21 protein-coding genes are annotated in these 22,067 nt (G+C 64.1%); 9 read left to right on the top strand and 12 right to left on the bottom strand.

The window, feature by feature from the left end:
* Positions 1–39: 39 nt before the first annotated feature.
* Positions 40–1,536, bottom strand: coding sequence for an L-asparagine permease (ansP, locus tag GGD40_RS32435; RefSeq protein ID WP_179746375.1), 1,497 nt, complete (start codon positions 1,534–1,536; stop codon positions 40–42).
* A 320-nt stretch (positions 1,537–1,856) separates the two neighbouring features.
* On the opposite strand from ansP, the gene GGD40_RS32430 reads away from it, so the two are divergent.
* From GGD40_RS32430 to GGD40_RS32410, 5 genes are all read left to right on the top strand, one after another.
* Positions 1,857–2,843 carry a LysR substrate-binding domain-containing protein gene (locus GGD40_RS32430; RefSeq protein ID WP_179710046.1) on the top strand — a complete coding sequence of 329 codons (987 nt, stop codon included), beginning with the start codon at positions 1,857–1,859 and terminating at the stop codon, positions 2,841–2,843.
* Positions 2,844–2,984: 141 nt separating this feature from the next.
* Entirely contained in the window at positions 2,985–3,365 is a 381-nt protein-coding gene (locus GGD40_RS32425) for a DUF6232 family protein (RefSeq protein ID WP_179710047.1), read from the top strand.
* 152 nt (positions 3,366–3,517) lie between these two features.
* Positions 3,518–3,862 (top strand): hypothetical protein, encoded by a 345-nt coding sequence (locus GGD40_RS32420; RefSeq protein WP_257030648.1) that lies wholly within the window; start codon positions 3,518–3,520, stop codon positions 3,860–3,862.
* 256 nt (positions 3,863–4,118) lie between these two features.
* Entirely contained in the window at positions 4,119–5,258 is a 1,140-nt protein-coding gene (locus GGD40_RS32415; protein WP_257030647.1) for a hypothetical protein, read from the top strand.
* Between the two features lie 78 nt (positions 5,259–5,336).
* On the top strand, positions 5,337–6,068 hold the full coding sequence (locus GGD40_RS32410) for a DUF3800 domain-containing protein (RefSeq protein WP_179746374.1): 732 nt from the start codon (positions 5,337–5,339) through the stop codon (positions 6,066–6,068).
* Positions 6,069–6,222: 154 nt separating this feature from the next.
* Here the strand turns inward: GGD40_RS32410 and GGD40_RS32405 are convergent, their stop codons facing one another.
* On the bottom strand, positions 6,223–8,676 hold the full coding sequence (locus tag GGD40_RS32405; RefSeq protein WP_179710051.1) for a glycogen/starch/alpha-glucan phosphorylase: 2,454 nt from the start codon (positions 8,674–8,676) through the stop codon (positions 6,223–6,225).
* Between the two features lie 743 nt (positions 8,677–9,419).
* Here GGD40_RS32405 and GGD40_RS32400 point away from each other — a divergent pair.
* A complete protein-coding gene (locus GGD40_RS32400) occupies positions 9,420–10,787 on the top strand; it encodes an MFS transporter (protein WP_179747124.1) in 1,368 nt (455 codons plus the stop codon).
* Between the two features lie 109 nt (positions 10,788–10,896).
* Here the strand turns inward: GGD40_RS32400 and ltaE are convergent, their stop codons facing one another.
* The 3 genes from ltaE to GGD40_RS32385 all read right to left on the bottom strand — a co-directional run bounded on the left by ltaE (position 10,897) and on the right by GGD40_RS32385 (position 13,372).
* Entirely contained in the window at positions 10,897–11,904 is a 1,008-nt protein-coding gene (gene ltaE, locus GGD40_RS32395) for a low-specificity L-threonine aldolase (RefSeq protein WP_179746373.1), read from the bottom strand.
* Positions 11,905–12,124: 220 nt separating this feature from the next.
* A complete protein-coding gene (locus GGD40_RS32390; protein ID WP_179746372.1) occupies positions 12,125–12,913 on the bottom strand; it encodes a peptidoglycan DD-metalloendopeptidase family protein in 789 nt (262 codons plus the stop codon).
* Between the two features lie 147 nt (positions 12,914–13,060).
* Positions 13,061–13,372, bottom strand: coding sequence for a cupin domain-containing protein (locus GGD40_RS32385; RefSeq protein ID WP_179710057.1), 312 nt, complete (start codon positions 13,370–13,372; stop codon positions 13,061–13,063).
* A gap of 318 nt (positions 13,373–13,690) precedes the next feature.
* On the opposite strand from GGD40_RS32385, the gene GGD40_RS32380 reads away from it, so the two are divergent.
* Both GGD40_RS32380 and GGD40_RS32375 read left to right on the top strand, forming a co-directional pair.
* Entirely contained in the window at positions 13,691–14,011 is a 321-nt protein-coding gene (locus GGD40_RS32380; RefSeq protein WP_054041885.1) for a hypothetical protein, read from the top strand.
* Between the two features lie 164 nt (positions 14,012–14,175).
* The gene (locus GGD40_RS32375) at positions 14,176–14,946 is read left to right on the top strand and encodes a DUF2968 domain-containing protein (protein WP_179746371.1); all 771 of its coding nucleotides are present in this window, start codon (positions 14,176–14,178) and stop codon (positions 14,944–14,946) included.
* Between the two features lie 122 nt (positions 14,947–15,068).
* Here the strand turns inward: GGD40_RS32375 and GGD40_RS32370 are convergent, their stop codons facing one another.
* The 7 genes from GGD40_RS32370 to GGD40_RS32340 all read right to left on the bottom strand — a co-directional run bounded on the left by GGD40_RS32370 (position 15,069) and on the right by GGD40_RS32340 (position 20,839).
* The gene (locus tag GGD40_RS32370; RefSeq protein ID WP_179710060.1) at positions 15,069–15,386 is read right to left on the bottom strand and encodes a DUF4148 domain-containing protein; all 318 of its coding nucleotides are present in this window, start codon (positions 15,384–15,386) and stop codon (positions 15,069–15,071) included.
* 276 nt (positions 15,387–15,662) lie between these two features.
* Positions 15,663–17,072, bottom strand: coding sequence for an NADP-dependent phosphogluconate dehydrogenase (gene gndA, locus GGD40_RS32365; protein WP_179746370.1), 1,410 nt, complete (start codon positions 17,070–17,072; stop codon positions 15,663–15,665).
* Between the two features lie 213 nt (positions 17,073–17,285).
* Positions 17,286–17,918, bottom strand: coding sequence for a DUF938 domain-containing protein (locus GGD40_RS32360; protein WP_179710062.1), 633 nt, complete (start codon positions 17,916–17,918; stop codon positions 17,286–17,288).
* 97 nt (positions 17,919–18,015) lie between these two features.
* Entirely contained in the window at positions 18,016–18,621 is a 606-nt protein-coding gene (locus GGD40_RS32355; RefSeq protein WP_179746369.1) for a pyridoxamine 5'-phosphate oxidase family protein, read from the bottom strand.
* 96 nt (positions 18,622–18,717) lie between these two features.
* Positions 18,718–19,587: an NAD-dependent protein deacetylase gene (locus tag GGD40_RS32350; RefSeq protein WP_179746368.1), complete on the bottom strand. Its 870-nt coding sequence runs from the start codon at positions 19,585–19,587 to the stop codon at positions 18,718–18,720.
* 51 nt (positions 19,588–19,638) lie between these two features.
* Positions 19,639–19,887 carry an oxidoreductase-like domain-containing protein gene (locus GGD40_RS32345; protein WP_179710068.1) on the bottom strand — a complete coding sequence of 83 codons (249 nt, stop codon included), beginning with the start codon at positions 19,885–19,887 and terminating at the stop codon, positions 19,639–19,641.
* A 187-nt stretch (positions 19,888–20,074) separates the two neighbouring features.
* Positions 20,075–20,839, bottom strand: coding sequence for an SDR family oxidoreductase (locus GGD40_RS32340; protein ID WP_179746367.1), 765 nt, complete (start codon positions 20,837–20,839; stop codon positions 20,075–20,077).
* A gap of 370 nt (positions 20,840–21,209) precedes the next feature.
* Between GGD40_RS32340 and GGD40_RS32335 the strand changes: the two genes are divergently transcribed.
* Positions 21,210–22,061 carry a polysaccharide deacetylase family protein gene (locus GGD40_RS32335; protein ID WP_179746366.1) on the top strand — a complete coding sequence of 284 codons (852 nt, stop codon included), beginning with the start codon at positions 21,210–21,212 and terminating at the stop codon, positions 22,059–22,061.
* The last annotated feature ends 6 nt before the right edge of the window (positions 22,062–22,067 follow it).

The following is a 22,067-nucleotide window of genomic DNA, read 5'->3' as shown; positions in this document are numbered from 1 at the left end:
TGTTGTTGTCGACGCGGCCGGCGGATGCGCCGGGCCGGGTCAGCCCGCGCTGTCCTCGAGCACGCTACGGGTCAAGGCCACCGACGGAATCGTCGGCTTCATCATCATCGAATGGGCGCGGCGCCGCACGCCGTACCAGCCGGCGACCAGGATCAGACCCACCACCGGAATCGACGCGACCGTCCACGTGCCGTTCGGATAGTCGAGTGCCATCAGCACCAGCACGCCCACCAGGAACGCCAGCGTCAGCCACGACGTCACCGGCGCGCCCGGCATTCTGAAACTCACCGGCTCGGCTTCGCCGCGCGCCACCGCCTGACGGAACTTCATCTGGCACACCACGATGAAGCCCCACGTGCTGAGAATGCCGAGCGACGCCACGTTGAGCACGATTTCGAACACGCTCGACGGCACGAAATAGTTCAGTACGACACCTACGACGTAGATCGCGACGGTGATCAGAATGCCGGCGTACGGCACCGACTGCGCGCTCATGCGGGACAGGAATTGCGGCGCGGAGCCGCCCATCGACAACGCGCGCAACACGCGTCCGGTCGAGTACAGGCCCGAGTTCAAGCTCGACAGTGCGGCCGACAGCACGACGACGTTCATGACGGAGCCGACACCCGGCACGCCGAGTGCCGCGAAGAACGTGACGAACGGACTCTGCCCCGCCTTGTAGGCGCTCCACGGCAACAGGCAGACCAGCAACACGACCGAGCCCACATAGAACAAGGCGATACGCCAGATCACACTATTGATGGCGCGCGGCAGCACCTTGCGCGCGTCCTTGCATTCGCCCGCGGCCGTGCCGACCAGTTCGACGCCAGCGAAGGCGAACACCACGCCCTGCACGAGCACCAGCGCGGGCATCAACCCGTGCGGAAACAGGCCGCCGTTCTCGCCGATCAGATGTATTCCCGATACATGACCGCCGACGTGAACGCCCGTCCCCAGAATGATCGAACCGATGATGAGGAACAGCGTGATCGCGGCGACCTTGATGAGCGCGAACCAGAACTCCATTTCGGCGAACCATTTCACGCCGATCAGGTTCATCGCCGCGACGAAGAACAACGCGATCAGCGCGAAGATCCATTGCGGCACGGACGAGAACGCCGCCCAATAGTGCATATACAGCGCCACGGCGGTGATGTCGACGATGCCGGTCATCGCCCAGTTCAGGAAGTACATCCAGCCGGCTACATACGAGGCTTTTTCGCCGAGAAACTCGCGTGCGTACGACACGAAGCTGCCGCTGCTCGGCCGATGCATCACCAGTTCGCCCAGCGCGCGCAGGATCAGATACGAGAACGCGCCGCAAACCAGATAAACGAGCGCGAGCGAAGGACCCGCGATTTGCAGGCGCGCGCCCGCGCCGAGAAAGAGGCCCGTGCCGATCGCACCGCCAATGGCGATCATCTGCACCTGGCGATTGCCTAAGGTCTTGTCGTACCCCGCTTCGTGCGATTCCAGCCAGCTTTTCTTATCCAGGCCACCGGCGGATGCTGGAGAGTTGTGCTCAGGCAGTGACATAATCGGTTCAATCCTTTTAATGGTGCACGTCAAACGCAACGTCATTGCCGGCGGCTCGGGAATCCGTTTTTTGCGAACACGTCTCCATACGATCGCCACCGTGCAAATCGTTAAATACCCACGCGGTTTTTTTAACAAAAGACTGCCGACAGACGGAGGAACGGTATGTAGCCGAATTGATGCGGGCAACGCTCATGCATATTTCGACTAACCCCCATCGAAAAAAACATCGATATTCTTTTTCTGAGAAACGGTAGGCTAGCGTTGTCGTTGCGGCACATGAATGCCGGTTGTCGAATCACCCAACACAAGTGATCAATATGGAAGCAAAGTGGTTGGAAGACTTTCTCAGCCTTTCGGAGACGAAGAGCTTCTCCCGGTCGGCCCGTAGCCGCCATCTCACGCAGTCGGCTTTCAGCAGACGAATAGTCGCGCTCGAAACATGGATGGGCACGAAACTCGTCGATCGCAGCGTCACGCCGATTATGTTGACGCCGGCCGGACGTATGTTTCGCAGTCTCGCAGCGGATATTCTGCGCAGTATGTATGCGGCACGTAATCTGGTGGGCGGTTATGAGAAGTTCGCCGAAAACGACCACGTGGTTCATTTCGCGGTGGCGCATACGCTCGTCTTCACGCTTTTTCCCGAATGGCTCAAACGCCTGACCGACGAATTCGGCCACATCATGGCGCGGGTTCATGCGGTGAACGTGCCCGAAGGCGTGCAACATCTCGTCACGGGCGACTGCGATCTGCTGATCGGTTATCACCATCCGCATTTGCCCATCGCGCTCGACCCCAATCACTTTCCGTTCATGACGCTCGGTATCGAGCGCATCGTGCCGGTCTCGGCGACCGGCAAGGACGGCAAGCCGCTCTTCGAACTGCCCGGCAAGAGCAGCAGACCGCTGCCTTTATTGGCCTATTCATCCGGCGCGTTCCTCGGCAACGTCGTCGAAATGCTGCTGATGAACGCGACGCAGCCTTACTCACTATTCCGCTGCTTCGAGACGCATATGTCGGAGGCGTTGAAAGGAATGGTCGTGGCCGGCCACGGAATCGGCTGGCTGCCGGAAAGCTGTATCGCCAAAGAGTTGAGCGAAGGAACGCTGGTTCGCGCCGGCTCGGACATCTGGGCGACCGAACTGGAGATACGCCTTTATCGGCCGATCAAACAGCGGGGCAAGGCAACCGAACAGCTTTGGGCTTTTATCAGCAGCCAGTTGATCGGATCGCGGAGCGACGGCGCGTTACCGGACAACGCCGTACCGGACAATGAATTACCGGACATCCTGACGGCGGCGTGAGTCGCGCTCGCCGCGTCGCCTTACCGCGCAGTGCGCGCAAACGCCGCACCCGTCGACAGGTCGCGCGCTTGATCCGGCCACCCCTTCCGACATTCAAAGTCTGATACGCTGCGCCCTTTGCCACTCCCTGCTTTCGAGTCGATGGAAACCCCTTTCAATGATCGTGGCGTGTCGGTCACGCGCAACGCGCTCTCCTCCGCCGGCCAGGTCTTTCCGCTGCGCGACATCGTCGGCGTGCAGGTCGTCACTGTGCCCAAGAACAAGGTCCTGCCGCTGACGATCTCGTCGCTCGGCCTCGTCGGCGCGATTGTCGGCGGCATCTTGAGCTCGCCGGTCGGCATGGTGTGCGGCACGATGCTCGTGGTGGTCGGCTGGCTCACGTGGGCGACCCAGGACGTCACCCATCGGCTGATGGTGAAAACCGCGACCGGCGAACGCGAGGCGCTGATGAGCGTCGACCGCGAGTTCGTCGAGCGTGTCGGCGTTGCGGTGGATGACGCGAAAGCGGCAGCGAAGGCTTGAGCGTGTAACGCGCGGGCCGCATGACGCGGGCACGCGCGTTAACACGATTTTGATTCGCCGCATGCCAGCTTTAGCGCGTCCTTGAGACGCGCGCCGATAGAGTGGGTACGGATCAACAACGCGCGCCGCCTCGCCGCATCGGCGCAATCACGATGCACACCTCCGTCGACACGTCCGGCATCGCCACCCGGCAAGCACCGCACACCTCGCGCGTGACTCGCCGCCGTACCCATCCCGTCGTTCCACTCGTCATCATCGACGTCACCGTGCCCGGCATCTCGTCGGCCGAAGGAAGGCGCGCGTTGCACGCGTCGCTCGGCGACGATCTGCGCCTCTACGTCGTCACCGTCGACCAGCAACATGAACGCGTGACCTTTCGCGTGGAAGTGACCTCGCGCACGCTCGACGATGTGATCGGCCTGCTGACCGCCGCGCTCGACCGCGCCACGCTGGGCCGCGCGCAGGCGACCGTGATCCGGCGGCCGCGGGACTATTGAAGTCGATACGTGTCCCGCGATCGGGACGCTTCATTCCGCGTTGACACATCTTTGCAAGTGCTCCTGAGCGGCCATGTAGAGTCGCCGCTCCTGTCCACGCGTGTTCCCGCCCGCAGGTTAGCAAGCGTCCCGGTTTCTTCGTGCGACGCCGCGGCAAGTCAGTGAAAATGCCGCGAGTGCCGCGCGTGCCGGTCACCTCGCAGCATCACGATGCATCGCCTTCGCCAGGGACTCGCCTCTTTGCAAAGCGTGATCTATGTCCTTGTCGTTCCTGTCGTCCGTGCTGTCCTCGCCGTCTCTCTTGCGTGCCCGTCGTGCCCGCCTTTCCGGCTGCACCGATAGGCGCGCCTTCCCGCGTCGTCGTTCCCTGGCGCCGCTGCTCGCCACCGCCGTATTCGCCGTGCTGAGCGGCTGCTCCACCACGTTCCCCACGCCCACGCCGCCTGCCTCCACGGCCGCGCTCATCAACGGTGGCGCCGACGGCCTGCTGATCCCGCTGCACGTGGAGCGCGCCGACGAGGATCACGCGCGCCTCGGCCTGCCGGTCCAACTCGACGGCAAACCGTTGTATGTCGCGCTCGATACGGGCACGCAAGGCGTGCGCGTACTGAAATCGGCGTTGCCTGGCGCGGACTATCCGAACGCCGGCCCGGTGAGTTCGCTGCCGCTGGCGAACGGCGCGCAGATCTCCGGCGCGGCGGTGACGTTGCCGATGAGCGTCGCCGGTCTCAAGACGGCGCAAATTGCAGTGCAGGCGGTCGATCTGGTGAATTGCCAGGCCACCGCGCGGCGTTGCGTGGGCTTCGACGGCTACACGGGTGAATTCGGCTGGGCGTTCTCCGGCCTGTTCGGCATCGGCGCGGCCCAGCCGAACGACAGTTGCTGCACGCAGCCGTTACGCGCGTTGGGCGGCAACGTCGGTCAACGGTATCTGGTGCATGCGAACTTCGCGAAACCTTACCTGCTGCTGAGCCCGTCGAACGCGCTCACGAAAGACTACACGCTGCTGCCGATGGTCGTCGCCCAGGACGGCACGGCGCAATGGCCGCGAGGCTGCGTGAACGTAGGCGACAAGATGACCTTTTGCGCGCCGTTGGTGTTCGCGACGGCGAGCACCGACATGATCCGCATCGAGACGGACAAGGCGCCGGACTGGACCGGCGACGACGACGTCGGCAAGGTGCTCAAACGCGGCAACTACGACGCGGCGGTCGGCTCGGGTAAGTGGGTGCATCGCTACGACGACGCGCAAGTCACGATCGTCAAGGCAAAACCGGACGGCAATCGCATCGTGATCGGACTGATGGGCATGCAGAAGCTTGACGTGTTGTTCGATTTTTCGCGCAGCGAGCTGGGGTTGCGGGCGGCTAGCGCCAGAGAAAGTCTGACTCAGTAGCCATGCTGCGCGGCGCTGATGTCGATGGGCCGCGAAGCGTTCGGACCGGCATCGAAGCGATAGCCCGCGAATGACCTAATGCATAGTGACTACATCGTTTTCGTCGACGAAAGCGGCGACCACAGCCTGACTGTGATCGATGACGAATATCCTCTGTTCGTGTTGTGCTTTTGCGTCGTCAAAAGAAGTGATTACGCCGACGTCATGGTGCCGAGAATCAAGCGTCTGAAATTTGAGACTTTCGGTCACGACTGCGTGGTGCTTCACGAATCGGATATCCGCCGCAAACGCGGAGCGTTCGCGAAGCTGAGCAAAGAACCTCGCGAAGCGTTCATGAACGGCCTGACTGCGCTGATCGATGAATTGCCGCTCACGGTGATCGCCGTTGTGATCGACAAGCGAAAGCTTCGCGATAGGTATGCCCATCCGTACAACCCGTATCACATTGGCATTCAATACGGGTTGGAGCGCGTGCGACACTTTCTGCGACTTCAGACGCAGCATGAGACGCTTACGCACGTGGTGTGCGAGGCGCGCGGTGCGAAAGAGGATAAAGATCTGGAGCTCGCATTCCGCCGCGTCTGCGCCGGCGACAACCGCTCAGGTGCCAAGTACGAATTCGACGTCGTGATTTGCGACAAGAAGGCCAACTCGGAAGGGCTACAGCTCTGCGACTTAATGGCACGCCCGATTGGCCTCTCGGTGCTTCGTCCCCGACAAGCCAATCGCGCTTACAGCATTCTGGAGAAGAAATTCTTTACCGGGGCATTCGGCGCCGTCTCAGGCAACGGGCTAAAAATCTTCCCCTAGAAAAGCGAAAGGCCCCAAGGTAGTCCCTGGAGCCTAGCGCCGGCCGCGTAGTCGCAACCCATTTGTGATGCTAACTATAGCGTGTAACAGGTGGTACGGTCAAGGCGGCCTGTCTGACATACAACCATGCCGCGCCGCCCTGCCCGCCCGGCCCTCACTCAATATCCAGCGGATTCACATGCCAGATATTGCGCGCATATTCGCCGATCGTCCGGTCCGACGAAAACTGCCCCATCCCCGCGACATTCTCGATCGCGCTTTCCGCCCACGCGCGCTTGTCGACGAAGCGCGCGTCCACGTCGTCCTGCGCCTTCGCGAACGCAGCGAAATCGGCTAGCACCATGTAGTGATCGCCCCAGTCCACCAGCGTGTGGAAGATGTCCGAGAAGCGCAACGGGTCGTCCGGCGAGAAGAAGCCCGTGCGAATCTGATCGAGCGCCATGCGCAGTTCCGCGTTCTCCTCGTAGATCTGCCGCGGCCGGTAGCCGGAGGCGCGCAGGCTGTCCACTTCGTCGGCGGTATGGCCGAAGATGAAGATGTTCTCGCGGCCCACGGCGTCGCAGATTTCGATGTTGGCGCCGTCCATCGTGCCGATCGTCAATGCGCCGTTGAGCGCGAGCTTCATGTTGCCCGTGCCCGACGCTTCGGTACCCGCCATCGAAATCTGCTCGGACAGATCGGCCGCCGGAATGATCAACTCGGCCACGCTCACGCCGTAGTTCGGCACGAACACCACCTTCAGGCGATCGCCGATCAACGGATCGTGATTGACCTTCTCACTCACGTCGCCGATCAGCTTGATGATCGTCTTCGCCATCCGGTACGCGGACGCGGCCTTACCGGCGAACAGCACCACGCGCGGCACCCAGTCGCGCTCGGGATTCGCGCGAATCTGGTTGTAGCGCACGATCACATGCAGCACGTTCAGCAATTGCCGCTTGTACTCGTGAATACGTTTGACCTGCAGATCGAACAGCGCATCCGGATCGAAATGCAGTTTGGTGTGATGCGCGAGCCGCTGCACGAGGCGCAGTTTGTTCTGCCGCTTCGCTTCGCGGAAAGCCTCGATAAAGCCGCTGTCCGTGCGCAGATTGCGCAGTTGTTCCAGCTCGAACAGATTGCTGCGCCACTGCTTGCCGATCTGCTGATCGATCAGCGACGACAGCGACGGACTCGCCTGCGCGAGCCAGCGGCGCGGCGTGATGCCGTTGGTCACATTGGTGAAGCGGTCGGGATAGATGCGCGCGAAGTCGGCGAAGATATCGCGTGTCATCAGTTGCGAATGCAGCTTTGACACGCCGTTCACCTTATGACTCGCGACGATCGCCAGATACGCCATGCGCACGCGCCGCTGGCCGTATTCATCGACCAGCGAAATGCGGCGAATCATCTCGCCGTCATGACCCGACTGCTCGCTGACGTGCTTGATAAACTGCGCGTTGATCTCGAAGATGATCTCGAGATGGCGCGGCAACAGGCGCGCGAGCGTTTCGACGTCCCACGTTTCGAGCGCTTCGGGCATCAACGTGTGATTGGTGTACGAGAAGATTTTCGTGACGTGCGTCCACGCCTTCTCCCACGGCAGATGATGCACGTCCACCAGCAAACGCATCAGCTCGGGAATCGCCAGCACGGGGTGCGTATCGTTCAGATGCACCGCCACTTTCTCGGAGAAACGGCCAAACGTGCTGTGCGTGCGCTGATAGCGGCGGATCAGATCCTGCATGGTCGCCGACACGAAGAAGTATTCCTGGCGCAACCGCAGTTCGCGACCGGCCGGTGTCGAGTCGTCCGGATACAGCAGGCGCGACACGTTCTCGGACATGTTCTTGGTGTCGACCGCGTTGCGGTAGTCGCCGCGGTTGAACGCGCCGAGATCGAGTTCCTCGGTGGCGCGCGCGGACCAGAGACGCAGCGTGTTGGTTGCGTCGGTCGCGTAGCCGGGAATGACGGTGTCGTACGCGGTCGCGTTCACATGCTCGGTGTCGATCCACTCGGTGTGCTCGCCGCGCTGCACCGTGCGGCCGCCGAAGTGCACCATGTACTTGATCTCGGGCCGCGGAAACTCCCACGGATTGCCCGCGCGCAGCCAGTAGTCCGGCGCTTCGACCTGCTCGCCGTCGACGATCTCCTGACGGAACATGCCGTACTCATAGCGGATGCCGTAGCCGAAACCCGGAATGCCGAGCGTCGCCATCGAATCGAGAAAGCAGGCCGCCAGCCGGCCGAGGCCGCCGTTGCCGAGCGCGGCGTCGGGCTCGATATTGATCAGCATCTCCATATCGACGCCGAGGCTCGCGAGCGCCTCTTTCATCTGATCGTGGATGCCGAGCGCCAGCAATGCATTCGTAAACGTCCGGCCGATCAGGAACTCCATCGACAGGTAGTAGACGCGTTTCACATCCTGTTCGTATTGCAGGCGCGTGGTCTTCATCCAGCGCGCGACCAGCCGGTCACGCACCGCGAGCGCGGCGGCGTGCAGCCAGTCATGCGGATGCGCGGTGACGGCGTCCTTGCCGACGCCGTACATCATGCGATTGGAAATTGAGCGCCGTAGCGCGTCGACGGTACTGTTGAGCTGGTCGAATTCCAGATCGACGGTTGTCATCGAAGCCTCCGGGTAAGAGCGACGCGACGTGCGCGAACCGCACAGATGACGGACGGGAGGCGCGTGCCGGTCAGGCGGGTTAAGAAACAGAGTAGGACATTTTACGGCCACCGGACACCGGCAAGCGCGAGCGGTTGCTGACGCACATGCCATGCCCGCCGCCGCACGCCGCCACGCGGATTTTTCGCACGCGCGCGGTGCAAGCCCCGTGAGCGCGGCACTGCGCGCGTGCATCGGCCCGCAAAACAGGCAAACGATGGCGAAATGAAAGACGCGCGGACAGCGAATTTAGCCACGAGCACAGCGCCATTATTTTTTCGACGCATGACGCGCGGATGAATTAGCCGATAACGCGGAGGCGTGATCGAATCGGTTCACCTCGTCTGCTGAGCGATGGGCCGGAAAGGCGTGTAAAAGGCGTGTCACCGCGTGAGTCTCACGCAGTTCGGAGAAGCTGCCCGGGGCTGACCGTTAGTTGCTTTATGAGCCTGATTCAGAGCGCCCCGCTCCGCTCGACTCCCAGCACGATTTCAACGGCTCTGTAACAATTGCTCCATTCGCCGCGCGCACTGCTTCGACTGCTGGACTCGGGCCACGCGCATCCCCCATCACCCGCAATCCTGCCGCTCGCGCGCCACGCTTTTCAACGCGCCGGCGCGAGCCGTATGCCCAACCCGACGAGCCACGCCTTGTCCGACAAACCCAGCGCCACCACTGCCTCGCCGTTCCCCGCGGACGGCCCGATGTCCGCCGCCAACCGCCGCGCAATGGTCGCGATCATGCTCGCCGTCGCTCTGGCCACGCTCGATACCGCCATCGCCAACACCGCGTTGCCCGCGATCGCCGCAGACCTCCATGCGGCGCCCGCGGCGTCGGTGTGGATCATCAACGCCTATCAACTCGCGATGGTCGCGACCCTGCTGCCGCTCGCGGCGCTCGGCGATATCGTCGGACATCGGCGCATTTATATCGGCGGTATTGCGCTGTTCACGCTGGCGTCGCTGGCGTGCTCGCTGGCGACGACGCTGCCCATGCTCGCCGCCGCGCGCGTGCTGCAAGGGCTCGGCGCGAGCGCGATCATGAGCGTGAATACCGCGCTGATCCGCTATCTGTATCCGCCGCACCGGCTCGGACGCGGCTTGGGCACCAATGCGCTGATTGTCGGGGTGTCGTTCGCGGTGGGACCGACGGTGGCGTCGCTGATTCTTTCCGTTGCCGCATGGCCGTGGCTGTTCGCGGTGAACGTGCCGCTCGGCCTGCTGGCGTTCGCCTTCGCCTGGCCCGCCTTGCCGCACACCGAGCGCGGCACGCACCAGTTCGATCCGGTCGCGGCGCTGCTCAACGTGATCACGTTCGCCGCGCTGATCTTCGCGCTCGGCGAGGCGGCGCAGCGCGCGTCGACGCAACTGGTGCTAAGCGCGGCGGCGATCGCGATCGTGTTCGGGGTGTTGCTGATTCGCCGCGAAGCGGGCCACCCGGCGCCGATGCTGCCCGTCGATCTGTTCAAGCGACCGGTGTTCGCGTTGTCGGCGGTGACTGCCGTGTGTTCATTCGCCGCGCAAGGGCTCGCGTTCGTCTCGCTGCCGTTTTATTTCGAGGATGTGCTGCATCGCAGCCAGGTGGAAACCGGCTTTCTGATGACGCCGTGGCCGGTGGTGGTTGCGTTGGCCGCGCCGCTGGCCGGGAGTCTGTCCGATCGCTATCCGCCGGGCCTGCTCGGTGCGATCGGGCTGGCGGTGATGTCGGCGGGGATGGCGTCGTTGGCGCTGCTGCCGGTGCATCCGCATGTGCTCGACATCGGCATCCGGATGGCGGTCTGCGGCGCGGGCTTCGGTTTCTTCCAGTCGCCGAATCTGAAGGCGCTGATGGCGAGCGCGCCGCCCGAGCGTAGCGGCGGCGCCAGCGGCATCGTGGCGACCGCGCGGCTGCTCGGGCAGACCACCGGCGCGGCGCTGGTTGCGTTGAGCTTCGGGATCGCCGGCCGGCATGGGCCGACGCTGGCGCTCAGCGCCGGCGCTTTCTTCGCGGGCGCGGCGAGCCTCGCGAGCGGCTTGCGCTTGCTGGCGCCGTCGCATCGCTCCGGGGCGCACGCGAAGGCGGCGGTGAAATGAAAAAAGCGAACGCACTGTGGTGACAGTGCGTCCGCTTTTCGGTGAGGCTTTTCGCTGCGGCTTCTAGCTGTGGCCGTTCCTTCCCGCCTCGCTCAGCCGCGCCGGAACTTCACCGCGCCGCGAAATACCCCTTCACCGCCGCGACAAACGTATCGATATCCCCCCGCGACACGTCCTTGTGCGTGACGAACCGCGACGCGTACAGCATCTGCGTGAGAATGCCGCGCTCCTTGAGCCACGCTTCGAGCGGCACGCAATGCTGCTGCGGAAACTGCGCGAACACCATGTTGGTCGCGACCGACTGCACCTTCACATGCTCGATGGCTTCCAGCCCCGCCGCCAGATGCGCGGCATGCGCGTGGTCGTCGGCGAGACGTTCGACGTTGTGATCCAGCGCGTACAAACAGGCCGCCGCCAGCACGCCGGCTTGGCGCATGCCGCCGCCCAGCACCTTACGCCAGCGGTGCGCCACGTCGATCAGCGCCTGGCTGCCGACCAGCACCGAGCCGACCGGCGCACCCAGCCCCTTCGAGAAACAGACCGACACCGAATCGAACGGCGCGCACAAATCCGCGACCGGCTTGCCCGAAGCGACAGCCGCGTTGTAGACCCGCGCGCCGTCGAGGTGAGCCGACAGACCGTGCTTGCGCGCGAGCTGCACCGCCTCGGCGACATACCCCGCCGGCAACACCTTGCCGCCGATGGTGTTCTCCAGCGCCAGCAGCTTCGTGCGTGCGAAATGGTCGTCGATCGGCTTGATCGCGGCGGCGATTTTTTCGAGCGGGATCGAGCCGTCCGCGGCATTCTCGAGCGGCTGCGGCTGAATGCTGCCGAGCACCGCCGCCCCGCCGCCTTCGTACTTATAGGTATGCGCCAGTTGGCCGACGATGTATTCGTCGCCGCGCGCGCAGTGCGCCATCAACGCGGCCAGATTGCTTTGCGTGCCGCTCGGGAAGAACAGGCCGGCTTCCTTGCCGGTGCGCTCGGCGAGCGTGGCTTGCAGACGCAGCACGGTGGGGTCGTCGCCCCAGACGTCGTCGCCCACTTCGGCGGCGGACATGGCCGCGAGCATCGCCGGGGTCGGACGGGTTACGGTATCGCTGCGCAAATCGATCATGGTGAGTCCCTGTGCGTCTCGTCTATGGATGACAGCCCGTGGCGGCCGGCGCGCCGCTTCGTCAGTTGTGACGAATGGAGGCGGCGCCGGCTGGTGAGCCACACAGTGTATTCAATTCAGACGGCGAGGAGAAACCTTGCTCAAAATCCGCACTGACAGAAAGGCTTAAAAGCGAGGCTTAACAGCGAGCCTCAAAAGCAAGCCTTAACAGCAGCAAGACCTAACCACCCGACTTCGGCAGCCACGCCAGCGGATCGACCGGCTGACCGTTCTGGCGCACTTCGAACTGGATCGACGCGACGCCGCGGCTATCCACCCCGACCTCGCCGATGGTTTGCCCTTGCGCGACCGCGTCGCCTTCCTTGACGAGCAGCGTGCTGTTCTGACCGTAGGCAGTGATCAGCGAATCGTCGTGTTTGATGATGATGAGCGGGCCATACGCCTCGATGCCGGTGCCCGCGTAGACCACGCGTCCGGTGGCGGCGGCCTTGACCGGATCGCCCGGACGCCCGCCGATCACAATGCCGTTCGATTTGCCCGGCGCAAAAGTCTTGAGGATCGGCCCACGCAACGGCCATTGCAACACGCCCTGCTGCGGCCCGGACGACGCGATCTGCGCACCCGGCGTGCCAGCTACATTAGGCACGTTCGGCCCGCCGTTCTGGCCGACGCCGACGGGCGGCGTCACCACGCTGCCGGACGCCATCGGCGGCGAAACACGCAGCACCTCGCCGGGACTGACCGCGGCGTTGACCGGCAGCCCGTTCCAGGACGCGATTTCCTGAAGTTTGCGGCCATACGCCGCCGCGATAGCGGGCAACGTGTCGCCTGCATTGACCCGGTAGAAACCGGCCGGTACGGGCACCGTGCCGAGGGTGGTCGGACGGGAAGGCGCGTTGCTGTAGAACGGCGTGCTGTCCCACGGCATCGTGGTACAACCGCTGAACATCACGCCCAGCAAGGCTGCGGCCAGCAACCTCGAGCCCGTCAAATGCCATTGTCTTGTCATGTGATTTTCCTCGACACGTTGATTCAATCCGATGCAATCAGCCCCAAGCATTTGCCATGCCGCTCGACTCGAGCGCACGGCGGCGATCCGCCATTATGCCGCCGTGCCCGACGGCGTCGGCATGGCAGCCACGCGCGCCAACGACGTTCAGACGCTGCCCTCGGCCTCGACCACCAGAATGCGCGCCGCGCCGAGCGGATGAGCGACATGCTCGGTACCCACCGACGCGTAGAACACGTCGCCCGTCTCCAGGATCGTCGACTGTTCGACGCCGTCCTGCCGATAGCGCATCTCGACGCGGCCATCGAGCACCGCGAACACTTCCTCGCCGTCGTTGACATGCCACTTGTAGGGCTGATCGGTCCAGTGCAGGCGCGTCGTGATACCGCCCATGTTGGCGATATCGAGCGCACCCCAGGCGCGCGTTGCGGTGAAGCTCTTGCTGCGAATGATCTTCATGGTCATCGAGCCATTTAGAGAGGCGAAGCGGTGGCGCCCGAGTCCGCCGGAGCAGGCCGAGCCGCAGGAAGGATGCTTTTTGCGCTGGCCCTATTATAGGTCCGGCGGCTGAAGCGCCGGCGGCGGATGCCCTTGGTCGGTCCGTGGTCGGCCCCAGGTCGGTCCGCTCCCCCCAGCCGATCGATCGCCCCAACCACCGCCCTCAGCTTATGCATGCCTAATCGTGTGACCATTGAATCCATTCCCCCCTCGCCTATACTCAGACTTGCCGCGCGCAGTACGCCGAACGCAAACGCCTGATCCTGCGAGGAGTTGGGGATGAACAAAGCCACCTTTCTGGCCGTGCAGCTCAACGTCGACGATGTGGCGGCGTCACCCGGTCTGGTCGAGTTGCTGAACACGCACCTGGTTTTCGCTGCGGACGTGGCCGAAGCCGCCGACGCACTCGTGCAGCTAGCCAGCATCGCGGGACTGTCGAGCGGCGTCGAAGCCAGCGTCGAGATTCCCGCACTGGCGATCGAGCGACTGCGCGAAGCGCTCGACAACCTGAGCGGCTACGACGAATCGTGGCTCCTTGCCCTCGAACCGAGCCGCGCGCTATTCGATGAAATAGGCCGCCGGCACCGCACGCTGCATTAGAACCGCGCTCGCGGACGGCACCCCCGGTGCCGCGCGCCGTGGCGCCCGTTTGCCGGCGCCGCCGGTCCGCCTCTTTTCGCTCACCGCTCGACCCGCCAGACCCGCCGGCATGCCGCACCGTCGGCGTCGTCTGAAGGCGCCGGGCGTCAACCGGAGGAACCGCCGTGAAAAGTCTCCTGAATCGCCGCAGCGTGCTGGCAGGCCCATCGCATCTCGTCCAGGTCGCGCGCGCGACCGGCGGCGGCGCCGGCTCGCCGCCGCCTGACGACAGCAACGCGGCGTCACCCGCCGATGCCGCCGATGCCGCCGCTATGCCGTCCGCCGCCGCAAATGCACCGCCAGCCGACGCGCCACCCCGTCCCGTGACGACCTTGCGGCCCGTGCCGGCAGTGCCGACGCAGGTGAGCGGACGCGGCGTGCAGATTGCCGACACCGCCGATATCGAGTGGTTGACGGAAGAAGACGCGCTGACGCCGTTTCGCGTGTTCCGCAGTTTTAGCTATTCGGTCAGCCTGCTGTTTCACGCGAAAGAACTGGCGTATTACGTCGCGCTCTATCAGGACGGCTCGCTATGGCGTGCGCTGAAAGCGGCCGATCTCGAAGCCGCCGAGGCGGCTTTCCATCATTTCGAAGATCAGGCCACCCGGCTATCGGACGGTGAAACCCGCCGCGCCCAGTTGGAAGCGCAAAACGAACAACTGGCGCGCCTGATCGCGCGCTCCGAGGCGCAGGCCGAACGGCTGCGCAGCGATCTGCAACGGCGCGGCGCGCAGGAGCAGGCGGTGTCGACCCGGCAGAATCAGACGCGCAAGGACGTCTCGCAACTGGAAGCGCAGCGCGTGGCCGCGCAGGCGCATCTGAACAAGGCGCATCGGCAGATTCACCAGCTCAATCTGACGAGCAATGAATGGATTCCGCACTTGCCGAATCGTTGAGCCATGCGGCCGTGAACGCCGCTCGCGTCGCACACAAAAAAACGCCGACCTGGCCAAAGCCGGTCGGCGTTTTTTGCGCGCCGCGCTCAAACACGCGGCACTTGCAGCAGCTTCAGCGCAAATTAATTGCCGAAGTAGATCGAGTTGCGGTTATTGCCGTTCAGCGGACGGCCCGACTGCGACGTACCGACAGCCGGTGCGCCGTAGCCGCTGTTCACGGCTTGAGCGGTGCCGTTCTGAGCGTCGACACGTGCTTGCGCGGTCAGCAGGTTGGACGGGTAATCAGCGTGATCGCCGACCGGGTTGTAGCCGGCCTTTTCCAGTTGCACCAGTTGGGCGCGGACTTCAGCGCGGGTCAGCGGCTGGTTCGATTGAGCGAACGAAGCGACAGGAGCGACCAGAGCCGCGGCGACAACAACAGCAGAGATAAGGGACTTCATGATGTAAACCTCCAGAACTTGTTTTTAATGCGCGTTGGGCTTGTTGTCCCGTAGCGCTTAAGTAGAAGTTTAGGAGCGTCGACATCTAGGGGAAACCCCTTAAAAGATGAAACTCTATTTCGAATTTCGCAACAGTAAGGGTTTCGCGCCAGCTTCATGCCATCTGGCTGACAGTTTTCGGCAACAATTTGCCGACTTGCATTTCAATCGGTCACGCGGCCCGGCGCGCCCTGTTGCAAGCGCGCCCCGAGCCGCGATTCAAACACCCGACTCCGTTCAGCTCCAGTTGGCGTGGAAGCTGCCCGGCTTGTCGACGCGCTCGAACGTATGCGCACCGAAGAAGTCGCGCTGCGCCTGCACCAGATTAGCCGGCAGACGTTCCGAGCGATACGCGTCGAAATACGCCACCGCCGACGCGAACGCCGGCACCGGCACGCCCGCGTTGATCGCGGCGACCACGACTTCGCGCAACGCCGCCTGATAGTTCTTCGCGATGTCGCGGAAGTACGGATCGAGCAGCAGATTGGCGATCGCCTTGTCCTTCGAATAAGCGTCGGTGATCTTCTGCAGGAAGCGGGCGCGGATGATACAGCCGGCGCGGAAAATCTTCGCGATCGTGCCGTAGTCCAGATCCCACTTGTACTCTTCCGACGCGGCCCGCAGTTGCGCGAAGCCTTGCGCGTACGAGATCACCTTGCTGAAGTACAGCGCGCGGCGCACCGATTCGACGAACGCGTCGCGCTCGACGCCGAGCGGCTTCGCCTGCGGCCCTTCGAGCACCTTGCTCGCGGCCACGCGCTGATCTTTCAGCGACGACAGCACGCGCGCGAACACGGCTTCGGTGATCAGCGGCAGCGGCGCGCCGAGGTCGAGCGCGTTCTGGCTGGTCCATTTGCCGGTGCCCTTCTGCGCGGCGCGATCGAGAATCACGTCGACCAGATCCTTGCCGGTTTCGTCGTCTTTCTTGCTGAAAATCTTCGAGGTGATTTCGATCAGATAGCTGTCGAGCTCGCCCTGATTCCACTCGGTATAGACCTTGCCGAGTTCTTCGTTCGACAGACCGACCACCTGCTTGAGCACCGCGTAGCTCTCGGCGATCAGTTGCATGTCGCCGTATTCGATGCCGTTGTGCACCATCTTCACGAAGTGGCCCGCGCCGTCCGGACCCATGTACGCGACGCACGGCTCGCCGTCCGGCGCCTTGGCGGCGATTTCGGTGAGGATCGGGGCCACCAGGTCATACGCGTCGCGCTGGCCGCCCGGCATGATCGACGGGCCTTTCAGTGCACCCTCTTCGCCGCCCGACACGCCCGTGCCAATGAAATGCAGGCCGGATTTCGCGAGATCCTGATTACGGCGGATGGTGTCGGTGAAATGCGTGTTGCCGCCGTCGATCAGAATGTCGCCCTTTTCCAGCAGCGGCTTCAACTGGTTGATCGTCGCGTCGGTGCCTTCGCCCGCTTTGACCATCAGCAGAATGCGGCGCGGCTTTTCCAGCGATTCCACGAATTCTTCCAGCGTGAAAGCCGGCACGAGCTTCTTGTCCGGATATTCGGCGATGAGTTCGTCGGTTTTCTCGCGGCTACGGTTGTACACCGACACCGCGTGGCCGCGGCTCTCGATGTTGAGCGCCAGATTGCGGCCCATGACCGCCAGCCCCACCACGCCGATTGCCTGTTTGCCCATGTGAATTCTCCAGAGTCCAATAAATGTCGGGACGCCGCGCCGGGAAGAAACGTCGGCGGGACGTCGAGGGTGAAAGAATAAAAGAAATGCCGGCTTGCCGCTCGCTGGCAGGCAACGGGCGGCAGATTTTTTTGCTGCGCGAACCTGCGCTGTTCGCTGCGTTGTTCGCTGCGTGCTTCGCCGCGTACTTCTCGGCGTGCTTCACCGCGTTCTTCAGACCCGTGTCGCGTCCGCGTGTTTCCTGAAGACCAGGCTGAAGTTGTTGGCCGGCATCGCGACCGGCTCTTCCGCGACGAGTCCCACCGAAGCACCCAGCGCCACCACCGCTTCCATGTCGCGCACGCCCCACGACGGATCGCGGCTGCGCAACTGCTGGTCGAACGCCTCGTTGCTCGACGCAGTATGCGCGCCGCCGCGCCGGTACGGACCGTAAAGATAGAGCACGCCGCCGTCGACGAGACGCCGGCTCGCGCCCGCGAACAGCGCCTGCGTCGCGCTCCACGGCGAAATGTGGATCATGTTGATGCAGACCACGGCGTCGAGCGTGTCGATGCCCCACTCCGGCTGATGCACGTCGAGCACGAGCGGCGCGCGCACGTTCGGCAAGCCCGCCTGCGCGGTCCACGCGGCGATCGACGCGCGCGCGTCCGCATCGGCATCGCTCGGCTGCCAGTCGAGTCCGGGCAGCGCGCCGGCAAAGCAGATAGCGTGCTGGCCGGTGCCGCTCGCGATTTCGAGCACGCGGCCGGTGGCCGGCAGCACGTCGCGCAATACAGCGAGGATCGGTTCGCGGTTGCGTTCGGCGGAAGGCGAACGTTGCCGCAGCGCGAGAGGGGAATCGGTCATGGTCGGCCTGGGATTCTGCTCGTGGTTCGACGCGAGGTTCAGCTCGCGTTGGAGTTCGTGTTGCAGCTTATGTTCAGCTCGTGTTTCAGCTCGTGTTTCAATACAGAGTCGTGCGCACGCGCTCGTCGAGTTCGCGGTCGTAAGTCGCGGCGTCGAAGCTCGCGCCGTTGATACGCCGATGAATTTCGCCCGCGCTCGGCAGCCGCGAACGTTCGATATGCCGCGCCGGATCCCACAGTTTCGAGCGCACCAGCGCTTTCGAGCAGTGGAAATAGACCGCGTCGACATCGATCAGCAGCACGGTGCGCGGCAGTTTACCAACGACCGCGAAACTGTCCAGCCATTTGGGGTCGTCGGTGATGCGGCCGCGGCCGTTCACGCGCAAACTCTCGCCCACACCGGGGATGACAAACAGCAGCGCCAGCTTCGGCTCGGCAATGATATTGCGCAGACTGTCGATGCGATTGTTGCCGGGACGGTCCGGCAACGCGAGCGTGCGTTCGTCGATCACGCGCACGAAACCCGGCGCGTCACCGCGCGGCGAACAGTCGAGACCTTCGGGGCCGGCCGTGGCGAGCACGACGAACGGCGCGACCTCGATGAATGCGCGATAGTCCTCGTTGATCGTCGGAATCTCTTTGCGTACTGCGCGCTCGTGCGGCTGACCATAGATGGCTTCGAGCTGTTCGATCGTCGTCAACATCGGTGTTCCTTTGCGTAGCTGCGGGTGTTTTTCCGGTTCGGGTGAGCGCGGCGCGGTCGGGGCGCGGCAGTCGGCCTTCAACCTTCTCTTCAATCTTCAATCCAGCGCCAGCCGTCCGGCCAGCGCGGTGAGCGTGTCGGCGCACGGCGCCGCGAGTTTCAGCGACAACAGCGGATCGGCGCGCGTCCGCCCCAGATTGATCGCGGCGATCGGTTTGCCCTGCTTCTGCGCCCACACGCAAAAGCGGTAACCGGAGTAGACCATCAGCGACGAACCGACCACCAGCACCGCATCCGCTGCATCGAGCGCATGCGAGGCCGCTTCGACACGCTCGCGCGGCACGCTTTCGCCGAAGAACACCACTGACGGTTTGAGCAGGCCGCCGCAATTCGAACAGGCCGGCACGCGGAACGTGTCGAGCGCGTGCCATTCGAGATGCGCGTCGCCGTCGGCGGCGGTTTCGGCGGTCACGTTCAGCAACGCGGGATTGTCCGCTTCGAGCGTCTGCTGGATCGACGCGCGCGAATGCTGCATGCCGCAATCCAGACACGTCACACCGTCGATGCCGCCGTGCAGTTCGATCACGTCGCGGCTACCCGCCCGCTGATGCAGACCGTCGACGTTCTGCGTGACGAGCGTCGGCACCTGACCGGCGGCCTGCAGTCTGGCCAGCGCGGTATGCGCGGCGTTGGGCTGCGCGTGCGCGACGACCGGCCAGCCGACCATGCTGCGAGCCCAGTACCGCTGTCGCATGGCCTGCGTGCCGAGAAATTCCTGCAACGTGATGGGCGGCGAGCGCTTCCATTCGCCGTTGTCGTCGCGATAGCCGGGAATGCCGGAATCGGTGCTGATCCCCGCGCCGGTCAGCACGAACAGACGCGGATGACGCTGCACGAAACGATGCAGGTCGTCCAGCGTGTGGGATTCGTTCGAGGGGTCGAGAGGCGCGGGCTGAAGGTCGGTCATGACGGATGGGGTGGAATGCTGGGGCGTTTCAGAGCGAACCCGGCGAGCCGCCTAACCTGATCCGCGACGTTGACGCGGTTTGCTTTGGCGCTTGGGCGTTGCCTGCACCGGCACCGATGCCTCGGCCGCCTGCCGTTCTTGCCGCGCTTGCCATTGCGCGAGTGCGGCCTGATAACGGTCGAGCGCTTCGTCGTAGAGATCGAATACACACGGATTGCAGCCGCTGTGACAGCAATCGTCGAGATCGGGCTGCACGGGCGGCGCCGGCTGCGGGTCGTCACTGAGTGTGGCTCGAGACACGGCGAATCGCGGTCCGTGGAAGAGAAAGCGCTCAGTATAAGTTGATCTCCGGCGCTGTGCTGCAGGTGGCCGGCGGCGGCTGCCCACTAGCTGTTGCCGGCCGCCAATGTCGGCCCGTGGCCCGTGCGCCCGTGGCCCGTGGCTCGCGTGCCCGTGGCTCGTGGCTCGCGTGTCCGTCTGCCCGCCGTCACCCCCGCCCGACGAACGGCATCTTGCTCGCCATGATGGTCATGAACTGCACATTAGCCGACAGCGGCAGTTCGGCCATGTGCAATATCGCGTCGGCAACATGCTGAACGTCCATCAACGGTTCGATCATGATTTCGCCGTTCGCTTGCGGCGTGCCCTGTGCCATCCGTGCGGCCATTTCCGTGGCCGCATTGCCGATGTCGATCTGCCCGCACACGATGTCGTACGGACGGCCGTCGAGCGAGACGGCCTTCGTGAGGCCGGTGATCGCATGCTTGGTCGCCGTGTACGCGATGCTGTGGGGCCGCGGCGCATGCGCCGAGATCGAGCCGTTATTGATGATGCGGCCGCCGCGCGGGTTCTGCGTTTTCATCAGACCGAAGGCCGCTCGCGTGCAGAGGAACACGCCGGTGAGATTGGTATCGACCACCGAGCGCCATTCGTCGATATCGAGTTCGTCGATCTCGACCGGCGGAGCGCTTCGGCCCGCGTTGTTGAACAGCAGGTCGAGCCGGCCGCGCCGCTCGCGGATGACGTCGAACAACGCGGCAACGCTTGCGGCGTCGGTCACGTCGCAGGCCACCGCCAGCGCGTCGCCGCCGAGTTGTTGCGCTTCGTGCGCGAGCGCGTCGAGCGGCGCCTGGCGGCGGCCGGCCAGCACGACGCTATAACCGTGTTCCAGCAGTTTGAGCGCAGATGCACGGCCAATTCCGCTGCCCGCGCCCGTCACCAGTGCGACCTTCTTGATTCCTGCTCCCGTCACGACGTCTCTCCTGTCGACCGGAGTCGGCGTTTCAGCGCGTACTCCTGGTTCATGAACGATAGTTGCTGTTCTACAGACCGGCTGCATAGGGACACCGTAGATCCAGCAAATGCCCGCAAGCGCCTGCCCCTGGCTGTATCACCCCTCAGCACCCTACAACCCGACGCGCCGATTTGCAGCGAACTCCACCGCAAAAAATGCAACGGCCCACACACAGCGAAACGACATCTTTCAAAGCCCTGTCGTTATTTGCCGATCCTGTCCGCTGCTACGTTGCGCCGCGCATCAATGGTATCGTTCGACGTTGCGCGCCGCTTGCGCGATTCAAGACCTTCCCAGGACGGAGGAAGGCTGACCGGAAGTACGCTTTATGACTGAACACTCCTCGCCGCATGGCGCCACGCCAGCGCCATTGCGTTGGCCGCGCACCGGCTACCCCGCGATGCTCACGGCCACCGCCGCCTGGCACGTCTTCGTGCTGGCCGGTGTACTGCTCACGCCGGCCCAGTGGCCCTGGTGGCTGGCCGCGATGTTCGCGAATCATGCCGTCTTCACCGTGGCCGGCCTGTTGCCGCGCACCTCGCTGCTGGGTCCGAACTGGACACGCCTGCCCGCGGGCGCGCAGAACGCCGACGCGATTGCACTGACTATCGACGACGGCCCCGACCCTGCCGTCACGCCGCAAGTGCTGGACCTGCTCGACGCGCTCGGCGTGCGCGCCACGTTCTTCTGCATCGGCGCGAAGGCGCAGCGCTATCCGGAACTCGCACGCGACATCGTGGCGCGTGGCCATGCGCTCGAAAACCACTCGCAGGTTCACGTGCACACGTTTTCCGTCACGCTGCCGGGCTCGCTCACGCGCGAGATCGACGCCGCGCAACGCACGCTCGAAGCGCTGAGCGGCGAGCGGCCGATGTTCTTCCGCGCGCCCGCGGGCCTGCGCAATATTTTCCTCGAACCCGTGCTGCGCAAACTCGATTTGCGGCTCGCGGCGTGGACGCGGCGCGGCTACGACACGCGCGAGCGCGATCCTGACGTAGTGACGCGGCGCCTGCTCGACGGTCTCGCGCCGCGCGACATTCTGCTGCTGCATGACGGCAATGCGGCCCTCACGATCGAAGGCCAGCCGCTGATCCTCGCGGTGCTGCCGCGTGTGATCGAAGCAGCGCGCGAACAGCGTCTCCGCTTCGTCACGCTACGCGAAGCGCGCGTCGAGCACTGAGGCGCG

This window comes from Paraburkholderia bryophila (genome assembly GCF_013409255.1).
In the GTDB taxonomy this organism is placed as follows: Bacteria; Pseudomonadota; Gammaproteobacteria; order Burkholderiales; family Burkholderiaceae; genus Paraburkholderia.
This window is presented reverse-complemented; position numbering and strand designations above follow the sequence as displayed.

Excerpts from the sequence above, each read along its gene's own strand:
- ansP (WP_179746375.1), bottom strand. The coding sequence starts at position 1,536 with ATGTCACTGCCTGAGCACAACTCTCCAGCATCCGCCGGTGGCCTGGAT.
- GGD40_RS32430 (WP_179710046.1), top strand. The coding sequence starts at position 1,857 with ATGGAAGCAAAGTGGTTGGAAGACTTTCTCAGCCTTTCGGAGACGAAG.
- GGD40_RS32425 (WP_179710047.1), top strand. The coding sequence starts at position 2,985 with ATGGAAACCCCTTTCAATGATCGTGGCGTGTCGGTCACGCGCAACGCG.
- GGD40_RS32420 (WP_257030648.1), top strand. The coding sequence starts at position 3,518 with ATGCACACCTCCGTCGACACGTCCGGCATCGCCACCCGGCAAGCACCG.
- GGD40_RS32415 (WP_257030647.1), top strand. The coding sequence starts at position 4,119 with ATGTCCTTGTCGTTCCTGTCGTCCGTGCTGTCCTCGCCGTCTCTCTTG.
- GGD40_RS32410 (WP_179746374.1), top strand. The coding sequence starts at position 5,337 with ATGCATAGTGACTACATCGTTTTCGTCGACGAAAGCGGCGACCACAGC.
- GGD40_RS32405 (WP_179710051.1), bottom strand. The coding sequence starts at position 8,676 with ATGACAACCGTCGATCTGGAATTCGACCAGCTCAACAGTACCGTCGAC.
- GGD40_RS32400 (WP_179747124.1), top strand. The coding sequence starts at position 9,420 with ATGTCCGCCGCCAACCGCCGCGCAATGGTCGCGATCATGCTCGCCGTC.
- ltaE (WP_179746373.1), bottom strand. The coding sequence starts at position 11,904 with ATGATCGATTTGCGCAGCGATACCGTAACCCGTCCGACCCCGGCGATG.
- GGD40_RS32390 (WP_179746372.1), bottom strand. The coding sequence starts at position 12,913 with ATGACAAGACAATGGCATTTGACGGGCTCGAGGTTGCTGGCCGCAGCC.
- GGD40_RS32385 (WP_179710057.1), bottom strand. The coding sequence starts at position 13,372 with ATGAAGATCATTCGCAGCAAGAGCTTCACCGCAACGCGCGCCTGGGGT.
- GGD40_RS32380 (WP_054041885.1), top strand. The coding sequence starts at position 13,691 with ATGAACAAAGCCACCTTTCTGGCCGTGCAGCTCAACGTCGACGATGTG.
- GGD40_RS32370 (WP_179710060.1), bottom strand. The coding sequence starts at position 15,386 with ATGAAGTCCCTTATCTCTGCTGTTGTTGTCGCCGCGGCTCTGGTCGCT.
- gndA (WP_179746370.1), bottom strand. The coding sequence starts at position 17,072 with ATGGGCAAACAGGCAATCGGCGTGGTGGGGCTGGCGGTCATGGGCCGC.
- GGD40_RS32360 (WP_179710062.1), bottom strand. The coding sequence starts at position 17,918 with ATGACCGATTCCCCTCTCGCGCTGCGGCAACGTTCGCCTTCCGCCGAA.
- GGD40_RS32355 (WP_179746369.1), bottom strand. The coding sequence starts at position 18,621 with ATGTTGACGACGATCGAACAGCTCGAAGCCATCTATGGTCAGCCGCAC.
- GGD40_RS32350 (WP_179746368.1), bottom strand. The coding sequence starts at position 19,587 with ATGACCGACCTTCAGCCCGCGCCTCTCGACCCCTCGAACGAATCCCAC.
- GGD40_RS32335 (WP_179746366.1), top strand. The coding sequence starts at position 21,210 with ATGACTGAACACTCCTCGCCGCATGGCGCCACGCCAGCGCCATTGCGT.